The organism is Brevundimonas sp., from assembly GCF_013912005.1.
GTDB lineage: Bacteria > Pseudomonadota > Alphaproteobacteria > Caulobacterales > Caulobacteraceae > Brevundimonas.
The window spans coordinates 186692-200253 of the sequence record NZ_JACESB010000002.1; the positions used below are offsets into that span (position 1 = coordinate 186692).

General features: G+C 71.3%; 14 protein-coding genes and 1 pseudogene. 9 read left to right on the top strand and 6 right to left on the bottom strand.

What is annotated here, in order from left to right:
• Positions 1–117: 117 nt before the first annotated feature.
• The 3 genes and pseudogenes from H2038_RS02795 to H2038_RS02805 form a co-directional block, all read left to right on the top strand.
• A pseudogene (locus tag H2038_RS02795) lies at positions 118–1594 on the top strand (CpaF family protein); the annotation flags it as partial.
• Positions 1595–1597: 3 nt separating this feature from the next.
• A complete protein-coding gene (locus tag H2038_RS02800; RefSeq protein ID WP_292108981.1) occupies positions 1598–2572 on the top strand; it encodes a type II secretion system F family protein in 975 nt (324 codons plus the stop codon).
• A gap of 9 nt (positions 2573–2581) precedes the next feature.
• Entirely contained in the window at positions 2582–3565 is a 984-nt protein-coding gene (locus H2038_RS02805) for a type II secretion system F family protein (RefSeq protein ID WP_292108983.1), read from the top strand.
• A gap of 10 nt (positions 3566–3575) precedes the next feature.
• On the opposite strand, the gene H2038_RS02810 is transcribed toward H2038_RS02805, so the two are convergent.
• Together H2038_RS02810 and H2038_RS02815 are read right to left on the bottom strand one after the other, a co-directional pair.
• Positions 3576–4007, bottom strand: a complete 432-nt coding sequence (locus H2038_RS02810; protein ID WP_292108985.1) for an SRPBCC domain-containing protein — start codon at positions 4005–4007, stop codon at positions 3576–3578.
• 45 nt (positions 4008–4052) lie between these two features.
• The gene (locus H2038_RS02815; RefSeq protein WP_292108987.1) at positions 4053–5348 is read right to left on the bottom strand and encodes an MFS transporter; all 1296 of its coding nucleotides are present in this window, start codon (positions 5346–5348) and stop codon (positions 4053–4055) included.
• An 83-nt stretch (positions 5349–5431) separates the two neighbouring features.
• Between H2038_RS02815 and H2038_RS02820 the strand changes: the two genes are divergently transcribed.
• On the top strand, positions 5432–6733 hold the full coding sequence (locus H2038_RS02820) for an amidohydrolase (RefSeq protein WP_292108989.1): 1302 nt from the start codon (positions 5432–5434) through the stop codon (positions 6731–6733).
• A gap of 79 nt (positions 6734–6812) precedes the next feature.
• Positions 6813–6950: a hypothetical protein gene (locus H2038_RS02825; protein WP_292108991.1), complete on the top strand. Its 138-nt coding sequence runs from the start codon at positions 6813–6815 to the stop codon at positions 6948–6950.
• A 7-nt stretch (positions 6951–6957) separates the two neighbouring features.
• Here the strand turns inward: H2038_RS02825 and dapE are convergent, their stop codons facing one another.
• On the bottom strand, positions 6958–8118 hold the full coding sequence (dapE, locus tag H2038_RS02830; protein ID WP_292108993.1) for a succinyl-diaminopimelate desuccinylase: 1161 nt from the start codon (positions 8116–8118) through the stop codon (positions 6958–6960).
• Positions 8119–8165: 47 nt separating this feature from the next.
• Between dapE and H2038_RS02835 the strand changes: the two genes are divergently transcribed.
• Entirely contained in the window at positions 8166–8636 is a 471-nt protein-coding gene (locus H2038_RS02835) for a cupin domain-containing protein (protein ID WP_292108994.1), read from the top strand.
• Positions 8633–9919, top strand: coding sequence for an MFS transporter (locus tag H2038_RS02840; protein ID WP_292108995.1), 1287 nt, complete (start codon positions 8633–8635; stop codon positions 9917–9919). Before H2038_RS02835 ends, H2038_RS02840 begins: the two co-directional genes overlap by 4 nt.
• Before the next feature lie 81 nt (positions 9920–10000).
• Here the strand turns inward: H2038_RS02840 and H2038_RS02845 are convergent, their stop codons facing one another.
• The gene (locus H2038_RS02845; protein ID WP_292108996.1) at positions 10001–11032 is read right to left on the bottom strand and encodes a 2'-deoxycytidine 5'-triphosphate deaminase; all 1032 of its coding nucleotides are present in this window, start codon (positions 11030–11032) and stop codon (positions 10001–10003) included.
• Positions 11033–11124: 92 nt separating this feature from the next.
• On the opposite strand from H2038_RS02845, the gene apaG reads away from it, so the two are divergent.
• Positions 11125–11532: a Co2+/Mg2+ efflux protein ApaG gene (gene apaG, locus H2038_RS02850; RefSeq protein ID WP_292108997.1), complete on the top strand. Its 408-nt coding sequence runs from the start codon at positions 11125–11127 to the stop codon at positions 11530–11532.
• A 165-nt stretch (positions 11533–11697) separates the two neighbouring features.
• On the opposite strand, the gene H2038_RS02855 is transcribed toward apaG, so the two are convergent.
• Positions 11698–12216: a GcrA family cell cycle regulator gene (locus H2038_RS02855; RefSeq protein WP_292108999.1), complete on the bottom strand. Its 519-nt coding sequence runs from the start codon at positions 12214–12216 to the stop codon at positions 11698–11700.
• 216 nt (positions 12217–12432) lie between these two features.
• On the opposite strand from H2038_RS02855, the gene H2038_RS02860 reads away from it, so the two are divergent.
• Positions 12433–13251, top strand: coding sequence for an ABC transporter permease (locus tag H2038_RS02860; RefSeq protein WP_292109000.1), 819 nt, complete (start codon positions 12433–12435; stop codon positions 13249–13251).
• Here H2038_RS02860 and H2038_RS02865 read toward each other — a convergent pair.
• Entirely contained in the window at positions 13248–13457 is a 210-nt protein-coding gene (locus H2038_RS02865; RefSeq protein WP_292109002.1) for a hypothetical protein, read from the bottom strand. The two genes, H2038_RS02860 and H2038_RS02865, sit on opposite strands and share 4 nt — an antisense overlap.
• Positions 13458–13562: the final 105 nt, after the last annotated feature.

Genomic DNA, 13562 nt, shown 5'->3' on the forward strand with positions numbered 1-13562 from the left:
GTTCGGCAAGCGCACAGGTCAGCCCGGCGCGCCTGCCGCGGCCCCGCGTCCGGCTCCGGCCCCGGCTCCGGCCCCGGCGCAGCCGGGGCAGGGGGTGCAGACCCAGGCCTTCGCCATGGGCGGCGACCTGGCCGAGCTCGAGCGGCCGGAGCCGGCCGTCGACCGCCGGCCGCCCTCCGAGGCGGCCGACCGCCTCGACGCCCTCGCCAGCCGTCCCCGCCCGGAAGCGGCGCCGCGCACCCAGGGCCCCGGCCCCAAGGCCACGCCCGGCTTCGAACAGCTGAAGAAGGCCCAGGCGGTCGCCGAGATCGTCCGCGAGCAGTCGGACTACTACCACGCCACGAAGACCACGATCTTCAACGCGTTGATGAACACCATCGACCTCGCCCAGCTGGCCCAGCTGGAGCAGAAGGCGGCGGCCGAGGAGATCCGGGACATCGTCGCCGAGCTGGTGGCGATCAAGAACGTCTCCATGTCCGTGGCCGAGCAGGAGCACCTGGTCCAGGACATCGTCAACGACGTCCTCGGCTACGGGCCGCTTGAGCCGCTGCTGGCCCGCGACGACATCGCCGACATCATGGTCAACGGCGCCGGCCGGGTGTTCATCGAGGTCGGGGGCAAGGTCCAGCTGACCAACGTCCGCTTCCGCGACAACGGCCAGCTGATGAACATCTGCCAGCGCATCGTGTCCCAGGTGGGCCGGCGCGTGGACGAGAGCTCGCCGATCTGCGACGCCCGCCTGCCGGACGGCTCGCGCGTCAACGTCATCGCCCCGCCGCTGGCCATCGACGGCCCGACGCTGACGATCCGGAAGTTCAAGAAAGACAAGCTGACGATGAAGAACCTGGTGGAGTTCGCCTCCATCAGTCCCGAGGGCGCGCGCGTCCTCGGCGTCATCGGCGCCTCGCGCTGCAACCTGATCATCTCGGGCGGCACCGGCTCGGGCAAGACGACGCTGCTCAACACCCTGACCGCCTTCATCGATCCGACCGAGCGGGTGATCACCTGCGAGGACGCGGCCGAACTGCAGCTGCAGCAGCCGCACGTGGTGCGTCTCGAGACCCGGCCGCCCAACCTCGAGGGCCAGGGCCAGATCACCATGCGGGACCTGGTCAAGAACTGCCTGCGCATGCGTCCCGAGCGGATCATCGTCGGCGAGGTGCGCGGCCCGGAGGCCTTTGACCTGCTGCAGGCCATGAACACCGGCCACGACGGCTCCATGGGCACGCTGCACGCCAACAGCCCGCGCGAGGCCATCAGCCGGATGGAGTCGATGATCACCATGGGCGGCTACGGCCTGCCCTCCAAGACCATCCGCGAGATGATCGTCGGCTCGGTCGACGTGATCGTCCAGGCGGCGCGCCTGCGCGACGGCTCGCGCCGCATCACCCACATCACCGAGGTGGTCGGGCTGGAAGGCGATGTGATCGTCACCCAGGACCTGTTCGTCTACGAGATCACCGGCGAGGACGAGCACGGCCGCATCGTCGGTCGTCACCGCTCGACCGGCATCGCCCGTCCCCGCTTCTGGGATCGCGCCCGCTACTACGGTCTGGAGCGCGAGCTCGCCGAAGCCCTCGACGCGGCGGAGTAGGCGATGCTTCCCATCCTCGCCGCCGTTCTGGCCTTCATCACAATCGGCGGCCTCGGCTGGGCCTTCGTCGGCGGCGGCGATTCAAGCGAGGCGGCCCTCAAGCGCGCCCAGTCCTTCGGCGCGCCGCGGCAGAATGCGGCCGCGGCCCGCAAGGCGGCGGTGAACACGCCCGAGGCGCGCCGCAAGCAGATCATGCAGCAGCTGCAGGAGGCGGACCGGCTGGAGCGCAAGGCCCGCCTCACCCTGCCCGCCCGGCTGAAGCAGGCCGGCCTGTCCATCAAGGTGCAGACCTTCTGGATCATCAGCGCCGTGCTCGGCGTGGTGGCGGTCCTGCTGCCGATGCTGTTCGGCCTTCACCCGCTGATGGCGCTGGGCCTCGGCGTGGTGTTCGGCCTCGGGCTGCCGCGCTGGGTGATCGGCTTCCTCGGCAAGCGCCGCCGCAAGAAGTTCTCCAGCCTGTTCGCCGACGCGGTCGACGTCATCGTCCGCGGCATCAAGTCCGGTCTGCCGGTGCACGACTGTTTCAGGATCATCGCCCGTGAGAGCCCCGCGCCCCTCGGTCCGGAGTTCCAGCGACTGGTGGAGGGCATGGGCGTCGGCCTGACCCTGCCGCAGGCGCTGGACAAGATGTACGAGCGGATGCCGACGCCGGAACTGAAGTTCTTCTCCATCGTCATCGCCATCCAGCAGAAGACCGGCGGCAACCTCGCCGAGGCGTTGTCGAACCTGTCGGCGGTGCTGCGCGCCCGCAAGATGATGGGCGAGAAGATCAAGGCCCTCTCCTCGGAGGCCACCGCCTCGGCCGGCATCATCGGCTCGCTGCCGCCGGCGGTGATGATCCTCGTCAGCCTCACCACCCCGGCCTACATGGCCAAGCTGTTCACCGATCCCCGCGGCCAGTTCATGCTTCTGATCGCCGTCGTCATGATGAGCTTCGGCGTCTTCGTGATGAAGAAGATGATCTCGTTCAAGTTCTGAGGCCCAGACATGCCGGCCCTCATCCCCTTCTTCACCGACCCCGTGAACCTCCTCAGCATGCTGGTGGGGTTCCTGGTGTTCGCCACTCTCGTGACCCTGCTCGGCTCGATCGGCGGCGGGGCGAAGCTGGAAGGGCGGATGAAGGCGGTCTCCGACCGCCGCGAGGAGCTGAAGCGCCGTTCCCGACAGGCCATCGCGGCCCAGGGCGCGGGCGGGCTGCGCCACAGCGACGACGGCTTCAAGAAGCGGGTCGTCGAACGGCTCAACCTGACCAAGCTGCTGGAGGACCCGAAGGTCGCCGAGAAGATGGCCCAGGCGGGTTATCGCGGCCCCCGGCCGCTGACGACCTTCTACTTCTTCCGCTTCTCGATGCCGTTCGTCTTCTTCGCGGTGACGGCCTTCTATCTGTTCATCTTCAACGACTTCGGCCTGCCGCTGATGACCCGGGTGACGGCGGTGATGGCGTCGGCCGTGGCCGGCTTCTATGCGCCCAACATCTTCCTCGCCAACCGCATCGCCAAGCGCCGCACCTCGATCATGCAGGCCTTCCCGGACGCGCTGGACCTGCTGCTGATCTGCGTCGAGGCCGGCATGTCGATCGAGGCGGCGATCCAGAAGGTGGGCCAGGAGATCGGCGGCTCGTCCATCGATCTGGCCGAGGAGCTGACCCTGCTGTCGGCCGAGCTCAGCTATCTGCCCGACCGCCGCATGGCCTACGAGGGCCTGGCGAAGCGGACCAACCATCCCGGGGTGAAGTCGGTCGCCACGGCGATGACCCAGGCCGAGACCTACGGCACCCCGCTGGGCGCGGCCCTGCGCACCATGGCCAAGGAGAACCGCGACCTGCGCCTCTCGGCGGCCGAGAAGAAGGCCGCCGCCCTGCCGGCCAAGCTGACCGTGCCGATGATCCTGTTCTTCCTGCCGGTGCTGTTCATCGTCATCCTGACGCCGGCGATCATCAGCATCCAGGACACGATGGCGAGCGGCGGCTGACGGCGCGGGGTCAGCGCTCGGCCGCCGCCTTCCAGGCTTCCGCCACGGCGTCGACCCCGGCGCGCAGGCGCTTGCGGTGCCGGTCGAAGAACATCTCGCCGCGCAGGCCGGAGAAGATGAAGCCGTTGGACACGATGCAGCTGCCCGGCTCCAGCTCCTCGATCTCGAAGTAGCGCATCGACCGGAACCACAGGCCGCGGCTCTCGCCCCAGACCAGCTGGGCGTAGGGCTGCCACTCGCCCACCTTGCCGACCACCTGCCGTTCCGGCAGCCCGTCGATGGCCTCGGTCAGCACGATCTGGCCGCCGTAGGAGATGGTCCCCTCCGCGCCCTTCTCCACCGGGTTCCAGCCGTCCCAGCCGGAGAGGTCGGCGACGATCTCCCAGATGCGGTCCGTAGGGGCGCGCACGCCGATGCGCCGTTCGATGCGAGCGATATCCATGACCTCACCGTCTGGCACGGCTTTCCGGCGCTGAAAAGGCCGGCGTCAGCGCCCGCCCTCCGGGCCCGGCTGGGACGCCGGCGGCGTCTCGGGGGACGGCGTCTCGTCACGCTTGGGCAGGTCCGGCGGCCCCCGCCGCAACCGCGTGCTGGCGAAGCAGAGGACCACCGCCACCCCCAGCAGCACGGCGTTGGCGATGAAGGGCGCCGGCTCCGCGAGCTCGTAGAGGGCCACGCCGATCACCGGCGGGCCGAGGAAGCTCAGGCCGGCCAGCGACATCATCAGGCCGGCCACCGCCCCCTGCTCCTCCGGTCCGACCTCCAGCGACGAGCCGGCGGTGAAGCCCGGTCGGGCGAAGCCCACCCCCATGGAGATGACCGCATAGCCGACCACCACGCCATAGTAGCCGGGGGCGATGATGCTCATCACGTTCCCGACCAGCGCCAGGGCGGCGCCCCAGCGCATCAGGTCGGCGGCCTGCAGCCGCAGCAGCGGGATCAGCCCCCACTGCGCCATCAGGGTGGCGGCGGCGCCGGCGAGCATGGCGATGCCGATGAAGGGCTGGGCCTCCCGGGCGGTGACGCCGGTGACGGCCATCTCGTCGATGATGTGGAAGCCGAGCACGGAGATGTTCACCGCCTGGGCGCCGGTGACCAGCAGGCCGTAGAGCAGGTAGTCCCGCACCCGCGGGTCCTTCCACAGGCCCTTGCCGGCCCGGCGGCCGCTGGGGCTGGGCCGGCGCGTGACCTCGCCGCTGGGCAGGCGCGCCCACACCACCCACAGCACGATCGCGCCGAACAGGGCGAAGGCGTACATCGGCCCCGCCAGTCCGATCAGCGGCAGGACGAAGAACGGCGCCAGGGCCGGGCCGATCACGGTGCCCAGGCCCTGGGCGGAGGCCAGCAGGGACATCGCCTGGGTGCGTTGCCCGGCGGTGGTCCGGTCGGCGACATAGGCCTGGGATGCGATCGGCGCGGCCGAGCCGAACACGCCGTAGATCGTCCGCGCCACCGCCATCAGGGCGAAGGCGATCCCGGCGCCGAGCCAGCCCTCGATGCCCGAGGTGGCGGCGAGGCCGAAGCCGCCCATCGACAGCACGAAGCCGCCCAGCCCGACGAGGATCACCCGCTTGCGCCCGAGGCTGTCCGACAGCCGCGCCCACCAGGGCGAGGCGAGGGTCCACATCAGGGCCGAGATCGCGAAGGCCGCGGAGACGAGCGTGTCGCGCAGGCCGAACTCCCGCCCGATCGCCGGCAGCACCGACTGCAGGGCCATGTTGCCGGCCGCGGCGATCAGGCTGACCGAGAACAGGATGCCGAAGGCGGGGGAGCGGAGGTTCACGGCGGGACCCTAGGCGGCGGCGGGCCCTTGCGGAAGCGCCCGCGGTCCGCAACGGTTGCGCCTCCTGTCCGGAGGACCCCGCCATGAAGCTCCGCCTGTTCGCCGCCGCCCTCGCACTCGCCCTTCCGGCCGGCGCGGCCCACGCCCAGATCCCGCTGACCCGGGTGGAGGCGGCCGTGCAGGCGGCCACGCCGCGGGTCGTGGCCTGGCGACGCGACCTGCACGCCAACCCGGAGCTGGGCTTCGCCGAGACGCGGACGGCCGGCGTCGTGGCCGACCACCTGCGGGCGCTCGGGCTGGAGGTGCGCACCGGCGTCGGCCGCACCGGCGTGGTGGGCGTTCTCCGCGGCGCGCGGCCGGGCCGCACCGTCGCCCTGCGGGCCGACATGGACGCCCTGCCGGTGCTGGAGGCGACCGGCCTGCCCTTCGCCTCGACCGCCACCGGAACCTACATGGGCCAGACCGTGCCGGTCGCCCACGCCTGCGGCCACGACGCCCACGTCGCCATGCTGATGGGCGCGGCCGAGGTGCTGGCCGGCCTGAAGGACCAGCTGGCCGGTACGGTGGTGTTCATCTTCCAGCCGGCCGAGGAGGGCGCGCCCCCGGGCGAGCCCAAGGGCGGCGCCGCGCTGATGATCGAGGAGGGCGCCCTCGCCGACCCGCGGCCGGAGGCGATCTTCGGCCTGCACGTGGTGCCGGGCCGGCCCGGCACGGTCTTCTACCGGCCGCGCGGCTTCATGGCCGCCTCCGACCGCGTCGACATCGTTCTCAACGGCCGCCAGACCCACGGCGCCTGGCCGTGGAAGGGGGTCGACGTCATCGCCGCCTCGGCCCAGGTGGTGCAGACCATCAACACGCTCACCGCCCGCACCGTCGACCCGACGACCACGCCGACGGTGTTCACCATCGCCACCCTCGACGCCGGGGTCCGCTACAACATCATTCCCGACCGGGCGACCCTGTCCGGCACCCTGCGCACCTTCGACATCGCCCAGCGCGATGATCTGGTGCGGCGGGCGGAAGCCGCGGTCGACCACGTGGCCGCGACCTACGGCGCCACGGCCGAGTTCTCGGTGCGCCAGAACGCGGCCCTGGTGTTCAACGACGAGGACCTGTCGGCCTGGCTGGCGCCGGTGCTGGCCGAGGCCGCCGGGGCGGACAACGTCAATCCGGCCACCCCGCCGACCACCGTGGCCGAGGACTTCTCCTATCTGTCGCAGGAGGTCCCCGGCGTCTTCTATCACCTCGGGGGCACGCCGGCGGGCGTCGACCCCGCCACCGCGCCGCCGAACCATTCGCCGGCCTTCGACGTCGACGAGTCGGTCCTGCCCCTCGGCGTGGAGCTGCACGTGCTCAGCGCCGTCCGGTTCCTCGAGCGGCCCTGAAGCTCGCGCCGGCAACCATCTTCCTCAACCGCTGGTCAAGGAAGACGGCGCAACCTCATCGGTTTGACGGAGGAGCGCCATGAGGGAGTTGCCGGTCAGGCTGCCGCCCCCGCGGCTCGAGCGCCGCGGCGGTCCGCTGCGCGAGCTGCTGTTCTTTCTGATCGCCTTCGCCGCCATGTTCGGGGGCGCCCTGCTGGCCCTGGACGTGCTGCTCTAGTCCGGCTTCAGACGCGGTCGAAGTAGCCCGCGATCACCCGCCGGTAGACCTCGGCCAGCTGCTCGATCTCGGCCACGGGCGCGCGCTCGTCGATCTGGTGCATGGTCTGGCCGACGAGGCCCAGTTCCAGCACCGGGCACATGGCCCGGATGAAGCGGGCGTCCGAGGTCCCGCCGGTGGTCGACGCCTCCGGCCGACGGCCGGTCACCGCCTCCACCGCCTCCTGCACGCCCGCGACGAAGTCGCCGGCCCGGGTGAGGAAGGCGTCGCCCGAGCACAGGTGCTCCAGTTCGATGCGCAGTCCGCTGGCCGCCTGGGCCTCGCCGGCCATGGCGTTCAGCCAGGCCATGAGGGAATCGCCGGTGTGGGCCGGATTGAAGCGGATGTTCAGCCGCGCCCGCGCCTCGGCGGGGATCACATTGCTGGCCGGATTGCCGATGTCGATGGTGGTGATCTCGAGGTTGGACGGCTGGAAGCCCTCGTACCCCTCGTCCAGCCGATGGTCGGCCAGCCGGGCGAGCAGCCGGGCCAGCACCGGCGCCGGATTGGCGGCGCGGTCGGGATAGGCGACGTGGCCCTGCTTGCCGTGGACGGTGATCCAGGTGTTCAGCGAACCGCGCCGGCCGATCTTGATCATGTCGCCCAGCGCCTGCTGCGAGGAGGGTTCGCCGACCACGCAGGCGTCGATCACCTCGCCCTCGGCCATCAGCGCCTCCACCACCTTCTTCGTGCCGTGGAGCGCCGGCCCCTCCTCGTCTCCGGTGATCAGAAAGCTCAGCGAGCCGCGAACGTCGCCCTCCGCCAGCACCCGGGACACCGCCGCGACCCAGGCGGCGATGCCGCCCTTCATGTCCACCGCGCCGCGGCCGTAGAGCACGCCGTCCCGCACCTCCGCCTCGAACGGCGCCGCCGACCAGGCCTCGGCCGCCCCGGTCGGCACCACGTCCGTATGGCCGGCGAAGCACAGGTTCGGCGCCGCGGTCCCGCGCCGGGCGTAGAGGTTCTCGATGTTCTCGAAGCGCATCCGGCGACAGTGGAAGCCCAGCCCCGTCAGGGCCCGCTCCAGCACGTCCATCGCGCCCTCGTCCGCGGGCGTGACCGAGGGGCGGCGGATCAGGTCGCGGGTCAGGTCGACAGGATCGATAACCGGAGTTGATGCAGGGCTCATGCATCCTTGCTTTACGGACTTCGGCGGTTCGGGAATAGGCTCGCTGCATGCCGAAGATCGACATCGACGCCGCCCCGGTCGGACACGGCACGACCTATCCGGAAGAGTTCGCCGGGCCGTGCAAGCCGCGCCGCCGCTGGCGCCTCGGCGACGCCGCCGGTCTGGACCAGTTCGGGGTCAACCTCCTGCGCCTGCCGGCGGGGGCCTGGTCGAGCCAGCGCCACTGGCACCAGGGCGAGGACGAGTTCGTCTGGGTGCTGTCCGGCGAGGTGGTGCTGGTCGAGGAGGACGGCGAGACGGTGCTGAAGGCCGGGGACTGCGCCGGCTTCAAGGCCGGCGTCGCCAACGGCCACAAGCTGGAGAACCGCTCCGGGGCGGAGGCGGTGCTGCTGGAGGTGGGAACCCGGACGCCCGGCGGGGATTCCGGAGACTACCCCGACATCGACATGGTCTTCCGCCCCGGCGGCTACTTCCATCGTGACGGGACGCCCTGGCCGAAGGTTCCGCGTCGCACGTGACCACCGACACCCTCGACACCGCCCCGGCGACGCCGCCGCCGCCGGAGCCGGAGGGGCCGGCCAGCCCGTGGGGTCTGCGCGACTTCCGCCTGCTCTGGTTCGGTCGGGTGGTCGCTGTGCTCGGCATCCAGATCCAGTCCTCGGCCCTGCTGTGGCAGGTCTACGAGATCGCCCGGCGCGACCATCCGGTCGAGCAGGCGAGCCTGTACCTCGGCCTCGTCGGCCTGTGCCAGTTCCTGCCGTTGCTGGCCTTCACCCTGCCGGCCGGGGCGATGGCCGACCGGCGCGACCGCAAGCGGACCGTGGCGCTCTCGATCGTGGTCGAGGCGATGTGCGCCGGCGGCTTCCTGCTGATGGCCCTGCACGGCTCGCCGCCGCTGTGGGGGCTGCTGGCGGTGGCGGCCGTGTTCGGCGCGGCGCGGGCCTTCCTCGCCCCGGCCAGCCAGTCCTTCCTGCCCATGGTGGTCGGCCGCCGCGCCCTGCCGCCGGCGATCGCCGCCCAGTCGATCGCCTTCCAGACCGGCGCGATCGCCGGGCCGGCGCTGGGCGGGGTGATCGTCGGCGTCAACGTCCCGCTCGCCTACGCCTGCGCCATGGGCCTGTTCCTCACGGGCGTGGCCGCCTTCCTGGCGATCCGCACCAGCGGCAAGCCGCGCAATCCCGAGGGCAAGCAGCCGCCGATGGAGGCGGTGAAGGAGGGGCTGGCCTACGTCTGGCGGACGAAGATCGTGCTGGGCGCGATCTCGCTCGACCTGGTGGTGGTGCTGCTGGCGGGGGTGGCGCTGCTCACCCCCATCTTCGCCCGCGACATCCTGCACGTCGGGCCGGAAGGCTTCGGCCTGCTGCGCGCCGCCTTCGGCGTCGGGGCGCTGTCGATGGCCATCTATCTGAGCCGCTTTCCGATCGTGCGCCACGGCGGACGGTGGATGTTCGCCGCGGTGGCGGTGTTCGGCCTGTGCACCCTGACCTTCGGCCTGTCGAAGGTGGTGTGGATCTCCGGCCTCGCCCTGCTCATCGGCGGGGCCGCCGACATGATCAGCGTCAACATCCGCCAGACCCTCGTCCAGCTGGCCACCCCGGATCACATGCGCGGGCGCGTCAGCTCGGTGTCGATGCTGTTCATCGGCGCCTCGAACGAACTGGGCGAAGCCTATTCCGGGGTGGCGGTGCGGCTCCTCGGGGCCGTCGGCGCGGCGGTGTTCGGCGGCGCCGGAGCGCTCGCCGCCACCGGCGCCTGGGCGGCGATGTTCCCGGGGCTGCGCAAGGCGGACCGGCTCTCGTAGGTCCGAGGTTCTAGGGGCTAGGGGCTAGGGTCGACCGGCGGCTACTCCTTGGAACCTGGTCCCTGGAACCTGGCCCCTCTCTCACCCCCACGGCCGGAAGTGCTTCGACAGCTTCAGCCCCTGCCGCTGGTAGTGGCTGCCGCCCTCGCCATAGAGACGGGTCGGGCGCTCGGTCAGGGGCTCGTAGACCAGGCGGGCGACGATCTGCCCGTGCTCGAGCAGGAAGGGCGTGTCGTGGGTGCGCACCTCCAGCACGCCCTTGGATCCGGCCCCGTGGGCCTCGTCGGTGCCGAAGCCGGGATCGAAGAAGCCGGCGTAGTGGACCCGGAACTCGCCCACCGACGGATCGATCGGCGTCATCTCCGCGGCCTGGTCGACCGGGATCTCCACGTCGTCCGACGAGGCGAGGATGTAGAACTCGCCCGGGTCGAGGAGGAGTTCGCCGCGGCGCAGCACCTGCGGCTCCCAGAAGTCGCGCGGGTCGTGGCCGTCGATGCGGTCGAGGTCGACCACGCCGGCATGACGCCGGCCGCGGAAGCCGACCACGCCGCCGTCCCCGCCGGTCAGGTCGACGCCGACCGAGCGGGTCTCCAGCTTCGGCGGCTCGCCGGCCTTCAGGCGCAGCTGGTTCAGCCGCGTGCCGGGACGGACCAGGATGGAGAAGGTCTGCGGCGCGATCTCCATATACAGCGGCCCGTCATACCCCTCGTCGACGTCGTCGAAGCTGCCGCCCCGATCGGTGAGCAGGCGCACGAAGACGTCGACCCGCCCGGTCGAGCTCTTCGGATTGGCGCGGGCGATCAGCCCCTTCGGCAGGCTCAGCCGCTCCTGCAGCCGGGCGATGTAGACGCAGCCCTTCTCCATCACATAGCCGCCCGACAGGTCGATCGCGTGCATCGCCACGTCGGCGATCCGCTCCTCCACCTGCCGCATCCCGGGCAGGAAGGAGGCGCGCACGCGCCAGGCCCGGTCGGACAGCCGGAGGTCGAGGCTGGCGGGCTGGACCTGGTCGGGGTCGAACGGAGTCTCGGAGACGATCGCCCCCGTGGCGATCAGGGTCTCGATCGACTGGCAGGGCAGGATGCCGGGACGGAGGGATTCGAACGACGTCATGGGCTCCGCTTACACGATTTTCCGGCGCGTCTCGCCTGCCGTCCGGCGCCGTTCCGCTTGACCCGGCGGCGCCGCCGGGGCCCATTCGGCGCATGTACGACAGTCGCGCCTATGAAGCGGAGACAGAGGGGATCCTCGTGCGGGTGCGGCCCAGCTACCTTGCGGGGCAGTCGGATCCGGACGCCGGCCGCTGGGTCTGGGCCTACCAGGTCGAGATCGTCAACCTCGGCGTCGGGCCGGTGCAGCTGGTGGCGCGCCACTGGACGATCACCGATGCGCGCGGCCAGGTCGAGGAGGTGAGGGGCCCCGGCGTGGTCGGCGAGCAGCCCACCATCCAGCCGGGCGACAGCTATTCCTACGCCTCGGGCTGTCCCCTGCGGACTCCCTCCGGCGCCATGGTCGGATCCTACCGCATGGTGGATGATCGCGGCCGCATGTTCGAGGTGGCCATCCCGGCCTTCAGCCTGGACGTGCCAGGGGAGCGGCGGGTGCTGAACTGAGGGAGACCGGGGCCGCGTCAACCCGGAGAACCGCGGCCCCGCCCCAGTCCCGCGCCGCGCAAGCGGCCCGGGGCGGACGGCGGCCCCTTTAGGGGGCGTCTGTGACGGTCTGGCGACCGAACGGCGACGGACCCGCGAAAGCTCCGCGGGCCCGTCATGAAGGGGTCAGATGTAGCGGCGCAGCGAGCGGGCCAGTTCGGCCGCGCCGTCCTTGCCGCCCTTGCGGACCTGCGGCTGGTAGGCGACGCGGGCGTGCTCGCCGCAGTAGACGCCTTCCGAGGCCCGGCGGCCGCAGAAGCTGAACTCCGACGACGACGGGTCGCCGATCGGCCACTTGCACATGTGCGCCCCCAGGGTCATCACCGTGGCCGTGCCCGGCAGCTCCGGCATGGGAGCGGGGACGGCCGGCGCGGCCGGGCGCGGCTGGGCCGCCTCGATGCGGCGCGGGGCCGAGGGCGCCTGGGTCGGCTGCGGCGTCGGGCGCGGGCGCGACGGCCGGAAGGTGGCGCGGGCCGGCTGCGACGGCGCGGCGCGGCCGGACAGGCCCAGCCGGTGCACCTTGCCGATGACGGCGTTGCGGGTCACGCCGCCGCCGAGCGCCTTGGCGATCTGGCTCGCCGACTGGCCTTCGAGCCAGAGCTTCTTCAGCGCGCCGACGCGATCTTCCGTCCAGCCTGGGGTCATGGGGCCGCCCTCCGGGATGAGATTCAACATATGGGGTCCAGCCCCTCCTCCCGGGGCCGCGACCTACCACTAATCGTAAACTACCCCTTAAAAGCCGCAATATGTGCGAATCGCTCCGTCCACAGGAACTAGATGTGGTATGGTTAAGGCTCGCCTGATCCGGGTGAAGCGGTTCGCCACTTGCGCTGGCGCCCACAGCGCCGCATCTGCGTCCCCATGACCGATCTCGCCGCCGTCCCCGCCCGTCCCCCGCAGCCGCGCCGCTATCCCGGCGTCAACTGGGAGGGTCTCAAGACCCTGTACCTCAAGGAGGTGCGGCGGTTCTGGAAGGTGGGGGCGCAGACCGTGGCGGGCCCGGTGGTCACCACCCTGCTCTACATGCTGGTCTTCGTCGTGGCCCTGCAGGGCGCCCGTCCGCCGCTGCACGGCACGCCCTTCGCCGAGTTCGTCGGCCCGGGCCTGATCATGATGGCGATGCTGAACAACGCCTTCGCCAACGCCTCCTCCAGCCTGATCCAGGCCAAGGTGATGAACACCGCGACGGACTTCCTCACCCCGCCGCTGAGCCCGCTGGAGCTGACCGCCGGCTTCGCCCTGGGCGCGGCGACGCGGGGCGTGGTCGTGGGCCTGGTCACCGCGGTCTGCATCCTGCCGTTCGCGCGGCTGGGCGTGTCCAACGTCCTCGCCGTCCTCGGCTTCGGCGCCGCCGCCTGCCTGATCATGGGCATGCTGGGCGTGCTGGCCGGGCTGTGGGCGCAGAAGTTCGATCAGCTCGCCGCCGTCCAGAACTTCGTGGTCATGCCGATGACCTTCCTGTCCGGGACCTTCTACCTGGTGGAGAACCTGCCGGAGCCGTTCGCCACCATCAGCCACTTCAACCCGTTCTTCTACCTGATCGACGGCTTCCGCTACGGCTTCATCGGCCAGGCCGAGAGCAATCTCGTCGCCGGCTCGGTGATGAGCCTGGTGCTCGTCGTCGTCATGGCCCTGGCGTGCTGGCTGGTGTTCCGCTCGGGCTGGCGGCTGAAGAGCTAGGGGTTCTCGCGGCCGCGGTCGTCCGGATCCACCGCGCCGCCGGGACCGGCGTTGTTCCCGACGTCTCCCTCGACCGTGCTGTCGCCGGCGATCTCGTCGAGACCCCTGGCGCGGTCCAGGCCGCTCGACTGGCCGATGCCCGGGTTGCGCTGCAGGTCGTCGGGGCCCTTGACCGGTTGCTGCGACGGGGCGGGGTGCTGGGACATGGAAGGCTCCTTTCGCCGGACTCAACCGGACCGGCCGGGCCGCGGTTCCGGGGACGGCGCGTCTGACAGGCTTTTAAGGTGCGTCCGGCCGGCCGCCGCGCTAGC

Coding starts and splice junctions, on each gene's coding strand:
- apaG (WP_292108997.1), top strand. CDS start 11,125: ATGTACGACAGTCGCGCCTATGAAGCGGAGACAGAGGGGATCCTCGTG.
- H2038_RS02845 (WP_292108996.1), bottom strand. CDS start 11,032: ATGACGTCGTTCGAATCCCTCCGTCCCGGCATCCTGCCCTGCCAGTCG.
- H2038_RS02820 (WP_292108989.1), top strand. CDS start 5,432: ATGAAGCTCCGCCTGTTCGCCGCCGCCCTCGCACTCGCCCTTCCGGCC.
- H2038_RS02810 (WP_292108985.1), bottom strand. CDS start 4,007: ATGGATATCGCTCGCATCGAACGGCGCATCGGCGTGCGCGCCCCTACG.
- H2038_RS02800 (WP_292108981.1), top strand. CDS start 1,598: ATGCTTCCCATCCTCGCCGCCGTTCTGGCCTTCATCACAATCGGCGGC.
- H2038_RS02860 (WP_292109000.1), top strand. CDS start 12,433: ATGACCGATCTCGCCGCCGTCCCCGCCCGTCCCCCGCAGCCGCGCCGC.
- H2038_RS02805 (WP_292108983.1), top strand. CDS start 2,582: ATGCCGGCCCTCATCCCCTTCTTCACCGACCCCGTGAACCTCCTCAGC.
- H2038_RS02825 (WP_292108991.1), top strand. CDS start 6,813: ATGAGGGAGTTGCCGGTCAGGCTGCCGCCCCCGCGGCTCGAGCGCCGC.
- H2038_RS02865 (WP_292109002.1), bottom strand. CDS start 13,457: ATGTCCCAGCACCCCGCCCCGTCGCAGCAACCGGTCAAGGGCCCCGAC.
- dapE (WP_292108993.1), bottom strand. CDS start 8,118: ATGAGCCCTGCATCAACTCCGGTTATCGATCCTGTCGACCTGACCCGC.
- H2038_RS02835 (WP_292108994.1), top strand. CDS start 8,166: ATGCCGAAGATCGACATCGACGCCGCCCCGGTCGGACACGGCACGACC.
- H2038_RS02855 (WP_292108999.1), bottom strand. CDS start 12,216: ATGACCCCAGGCTGGACGGAAGATCGCGTCGGCGCGCTGAAGAAGCTC.